The 5,506-nt window shown below is 55.3% G+C and carries 5 protein-coding genes; 2 read left to right on the top strand and 3 right to left on the bottom strand.

Annotated features, from left to right (window positions below; all coding sequences use genetic code 11):
• The 3 genes from carB to leuE all read right to left on the bottom strand — a co-directional run.
• Positions 1-1,904: carbamoyl-phosphate synthase large subunit (gene carB / locus ACO6EE_RS02385; RefSeq protein ID WP_485958958.1), on the bottom strand; the 1,904-nt coding region annotated here is incomplete at its 3' end.
• Between the two features lie 233 nt (positions 1,905-2,137).
• A complete protein-coding gene (locus ACO6EE_RS02380; RefSeq protein ID WP_485958956.1) occupies positions 2,138-2,479 on the bottom strand; it encodes a hypothetical protein in 342 nt (113 codons plus the stop codon).
• Positions 2,480-2,607: 128 nt separating this feature from the next.
• The gene (gene leuE / locus ACO6EE_RS02375) at positions 2,608-3,261 is read right to left on the bottom strand and encodes a leucine efflux protein LeuE (RefSeq protein WP_485958954.1); all 654 of its coding nucleotides are present in this window, start codon (positions 3,259-3,261) and stop codon (positions 2,608-2,610) included.
• Positions 3,262-3,432: 171 nt separating this feature from the next.
• Between leuE and yaaA the strand changes: the two genes are divergently transcribed.
• Positions 3,433-4,206, top strand: coding sequence for a peroxide stress protein YaaA (gene yaaA / locus ACO6EE_RS02370; protein WP_485958952.1), 774 nt, complete (start codon positions 3,433-3,435; stop codon positions 4,204-4,206).
• Positions 4,207-4,908: 702 nt separating this feature from the next.
• Positions 4,909-5,506: amino acid permease (locus tag ACO6EE_RS02365; RefSeq protein ID WP_485958960.1), on the top strand; the 598-nt coding region annotated here is incomplete at its 3' end.

Here is a 5,506-nt window from a genome sequence, read left to right as displayed (position 1 = left end):
TGCACAATCACGCCCCATGGGTTTTCGGTGCGGACGATTTCCAACACGTCTTCCAAGGTCAGCGGCTCAAAGTACAGGCGGTCGCTGGTGTCGAAGTCGGTGGATACGGTTTCAGGGTTGCAGTTGACCATGATGGTTTCAAAACCGGATTCGCGCAGGGCGAGAGCGGCATGAACGCAGCAGTAGTCAAATTCGATACCTTGGCCGATACGGTTTGGACCGCCGCCGAGAATCATCACTTTTTTACGGTCGGAAGGACGGGATTCGCATTCCTCTTCGTAAGTGGAATAGAGATAGGCGGTTTCGGTGGCAAATTCGGCGGCGCAGGTATCGACGCGTTTGTAAACCGGATGCAGTTTCAGCGCGTAGCGGTGTTCGCGCACTTCTTTTTCTTTTACGCCCAAAAGCTGCGCGATGCGTTTGTCGGAGAAGCCTTTGCGTTTCAGACGACGTAAGGCGGCGAAATCCAAATCTTGCAGGCAGCCTGCACTTACCTGCTGCTCTTCTTTCACCAAGTCTTCGATTTGTGCCAAGAACCAAGGGTCGATGGCGCAGATTTCATGGATTTCTTCCAGCGTGAAGCCTGCGCGGAATGCGTCTGCCACAAACAGCATACGCTCAGGGCCGGGGTTGGCCAGTTCGCGGCGGATTTCCGCTTTGTCTTCGCTGCGAGGGTTGAAACCGCACAAGCCGGTTTCCAAACCGCGCAAGGCTTTTTGGAAGCTTTCCTGAATCGTGCGGCCCATTGCCATCACTTCGCCCACAGATTTCATTTGCGTGGTCAGGCGGTCGTCTGCGGCAGGGAATTTTTCAAATGCGAAACGTGGGATTTTGGTCACGACATAGTCGATGGAAGGCTCGAACGACGCAGGGGTGCGACCGCCGGTAATGTCGTTGCGCAACTCGTCCAGCGTAAAGCCGACCGCCAGCTTCGCCGCCACCTTCGCAATCGGGAAGCCCGTTGCTTTGGAAGCCAGCGCGGACGAACGGCTCACGCGCGGGTTCATCTCAATCACAATCATCTCGCCATTTTCAGGGTTCACCGCAAACTGAACGTTTGAGCCACCGGTATCCACGCCGATTTCGCGCAATACTGCCAACGAAGCATTACGCATGATTTGGTATTCTTTGTCGGTCAATGTTTGTGCAGGCGCAACAGTGATGGAGTCGCCGGTATGTACGCCCATTGGGTCGAAGTTTTCAATCGAGCAGATGATGATGCAGTTGTCGTTTTTATCGCGTACAACTTCCATCTCGTACTCTTTCCAACCGAGAACGGACTGCTCAATCAGCAACTCATGCGTAGGCGAAGCATCAAAACCGCGTTCGCAAATCGCCAAGAACTCATCTTTATTGTAGGCAATACCGCCGCCCGAACCGCCCATGGTGAAAGAAGGGCGAATCAGGGTAGGGAAGCCGACCTGTTCTTGTGCTGCCAAAGCTTCGTTCATGGTGTGGCAGACAAAAGATTTCGGGCAAGACAAACCGATTTTTTCCATCGCTTCTTTAAAGCGGCCACGGTCTTCCGCCTTGTCAATCGCGTCTTCGGTCGCACCGATCAGCTCGACGTTGTATTTCGCCAGCACGCCGTTGCGCGCCAAATCCAGCGCACAGTTCAGCGCGGTCTGGCCGCCCATCGTGGGCAGAATCGCATCAGGCCGCTCCTTGGCGATAATCTTCTCCACCGTCTGCCACATAATCGGCTCGATGTAGGTAACATCCGCCATTTCAGGGTCGGTCATGATCGTGGCGGGGTTGGAATTCACTAGAATGACTTTATAGCCTTCTTCACGCAAAGCCTTGCAGGCCTGTGCGCCCGAATAGTCAAATTCGCAGGCCTGACCGATAACGATAGGGCCGGCGCCGATGATAAGGATGGATTTTAGGTCGGTACGTTTGGGCATGGTGTTTTACCTTAGAGGTTTCAAGTTATTTAAAACTATATGTAACTAGGTTGCTTGTGCTCTATATTAAGATATTCTTCAGCAAGTCGTAGCTCGCATGAGGGAGTTGTGCGGTACACATTCTACTAGTTTACTTCACGAGGCTACCTGAAAATCGGCCAATCCTTTTTAGCCTTGCAGAAACTCAGCCTTGCTCCGCAAGACATCATTTTCAGGTAGCCTTTCTTTGGTGTTTAGCGGGAAATTAGGCCGACGGTGAAGTCGGTTTCGCCGCGCTCGTCTTCGAATAGGCCGATGTTGTAGCGGTGGGCTTGGCCGCAGGCGCGGACGGTCCACACTTCGCGCACCTGCAGGCGGCCGTGCACTTTGTGGGCGCTGTTGATTTTGCTGTGTACGGATTCGATGTTGCGGCAGTTGAACGAGGCGGCTTCGGCGGTACGCACGACTTTGAGCACGTCGTCGCGTAAGATGTTGTCGCTGCCGAAAGTGGCGCTTTCGCCGCTGAAAGCTTGGTTGCCGAGGCTGGAGCAGGCGGAAAGGGCGAGGGCGGCGAGGAGGGGGATGAATTTGCGCATGGGGATTCCTTAATTCGGCAATGATGGGGCGCGAGGCCAAATGCCGCCAATTATACGGCAATCTGTTGTGCTTTTCAGGTAGCCTGAGCAGTTATTTCTATCTGAATGAGGCTAGCTGAAACGCTAAATTAAAACTCGATTCCCGCCAGCCACAGGCTCACGGCGAAGCCGATAAAGAGCAGGCCGGTGGCGGCGGTGCAGGCGGTGGTCACACAGCGGTGGCGGCGGAATAGGTTGGCGAGGCGGTGTCCGGCGAAAACGAGCAGGGTGAGGTAGCTGAAGCTGACGGTTTGCATCACCAGTGCCAGCAGCAGGAAGGAGAGGGCGGGGTGCGGATAGGCGGGATCGACGAACTGAACGAAAAACGACAGCAAAAACAGGATGGCTTTGGGGTTGGTGAGGCTGAGCAGCAGGGCGCGTTTGAAGATGTGCCCGGCGGGCCGGGTGGGCGGCAAACCGGCTGCCAAAATGGGCGGCGGGGCAAACCATTTGCGCACTGCGCCGCGCAAGAGGCCGAAGCCGATGTAGGCCAGATACAGGCCGCCGGCGAGTTTCATAGCGTGAAATAGGGCGGGATAGAGCTTGAGCACCGTGCCGGCGCCGAGCACGGTGAGCAGGATCAGCACTAAATCGCCCAGCAGCACGCCGCATACGGCGCGGTAGGCCTTGCGCGCGCCGTGTTGTGCGGCTACGGAGAGGCAAAACATGCTGTTCGGGCCGGGCATGATGATGAGGATGATGGTGCCGATCAGGTAGGAGAGGGGGTTGATGATGCCGAACATGGTTTTCAGGTAGCCTTTTATGGAGGCGGCTATTTTAATGAGGCAGGCGGGGTAAAGGCTACCTGAAAACTATCTGCAAACTATCGCGCCGATTTATTCCGCCGTTTGCCTGTTGCCCTGCAGGCGGCTAAACTGCCCGCCAATTTGCACATTTCAATTAAAGAGAAAACTATGTTTTTCATCCTCTCGCCCGCTAAAAACCTAAACGAAACCGCCGCCGCGCCCACTAAGGAACACAGCCAGCCCGCGCTGCTTGAGCAGTCTGCCATTCTGATGGCGCAACTGCGCGAGCTGGCGCCGCAGGATTTGTCGGCGCTGATGGGCGTGTCGGACAAAATCGCCCGCCTCAATGCCGAGCGCAATGCGGCCTGGCAGCCGCCGTTTAGCCTGCAAAACGCCAAGCAGGCGGTGTATTTGTTTAACGGCGATGTGTATGAAGGCCTCGATGCCGAGAGCCTCATCCCGCCGCAAATTGATTGGCTGCAAAGCCATGCCGGCCTGCTTTCCGGTCTCTACGGCCTGTTGCGCCCGCTGGATTTAATCCAGCCCTACCGCTTGGAAATGGGCACCAAGCTGGCCAATCCGCGCGGCAAGGATTTATATGCCTTCTGGGGTGACTTGATTACCGAATTGCTGGCCGAACGCATGGCCGAGGCGCAAACCGATGTATTGGTGAACCTGGCTTCGCAGGAATATTTCAAAGCCGTGCAGCCGGCCAAGCTCGGCGGCCGCCTGATTACCCCGGTGTTTCAAGACGAGAAAAACGGCCGCTACAAAATCATCAGCTTCTACGCTAAACGCGCACGCGGCCTGATGCTGCGCTACGCCGCAGAACACGCCCTCACCGAGCCGGATCAGCTGCTGGATTTCAACAGCGAGGGCTACGCCTTCTGCGCGGCAGCGTCTTCGGAAAACGAATGGGTATTCCGGCGCGGCGAGCAGTGATGCGCGGTAGGCTGTGATGGGGAGGTGGAGGCTAGCTGAAATTTGGGAATGCAGCCGAGCGCGGCGTCTTCGTTTGAGCGGGCGTTTTCAGGTAGCCTTTTGTCGAGCCCACACTAATCGGCTTTGCTGCTGCTTTTCCCGTTTCCAATCGGCAGGGGCGCACTATTCAGTACCGCGTACCGCCACATCAAGCAGGCTACCTGAAACCCAATCGGGCGCTTTCAGGTAGCCTGCAAGTATTTTTGCAGAGGCCGCTGGCCAAATGTGGTTTTTATGTTACGTTTTTCCGCAGCGGCAGCGCGGGGCTTGCTTGGCGCGTGAGGCCAGGTATTAAGCGGCTTTCAGGGCAACGGGTTGGGTACTGGTTGAGTAATGTGCCAATTAAAAAAGGCAGCTAATTTGGCTGATTTGGCCGCTAGGGGAAATTATGGGTTTTTCAGCGGGCGATCAGGGTTTATAATCCGCCCAAAATTGAGTTGCGGTGCTGGCGCGCCGCTGTGCGTAATAACGTATAGCTAAAGTCGTTTTTTCTTGCCGTTCAATGTGTTATGGCAGAAAAAGATTTTGGCTATATGCTTTTTGAAAGGAACCAACATGAGTTCTTTTGATGGTAATTCTGCTGCGGCTGTGGCCGTGGCGCCCGCACCGGCTTCTTCTGGCAGCACTAAAGTGCAACGTCATTTGAAAACCCGTCATCTCTCGATGATCGCCATCGGTGGCAGCATCGGCACCGGCCTGTTTATGGCCAGCGGCAGCGCCATCCATATGGCGGGCCCGGGCGGCGCATTGGTGGCTTATGCCGCCATCGGCCTGATGGTGTATTTCCTGATGACTTCCTTGGGCGAAATGGCGACCCATCTGCCGGTGTCCGGCTCGTTTTCTACTTATGCCGCCAAGTTTGTTGATCCCTCGCTGGGCTATGCCTTGGGCTGGAACTATTGGTTTAACTGGGTGATTACGGTGGCGGCGGATATTTCCATTGCCGCGCTGGTCATCACGTATTGGGAACCGATGCGCTTTATGCCGCCTTGGGGCTGGAGTCTGCTGTTTTTCGGGCTGATTGTGTTGTTGAACTTGTTGTCGGTTAAGGCATTTGGTGAGTCGGAATATTGGTTTGCGCTGATTAAAGTGATTACGGTCATCGTGTTCCTCGGTGTAGGAGTGCTCACTATTTTCGGCCTGTTGGGCGGCGAATACGTTGGCTTAACCAATTTCACCACGGGTGAAGCGCCGTTTTTGGGCGGCGGTTTTTCAGGTAGCTTCTTAACCATGCTGGGCGTGTTCCTGATTGCCGGTTTCT

Source organism: Eikenella sp. (genome assembly GCF_057315495.1).
This window is presented reverse-complemented; position numbering and strand designations above follow the sequence as displayed.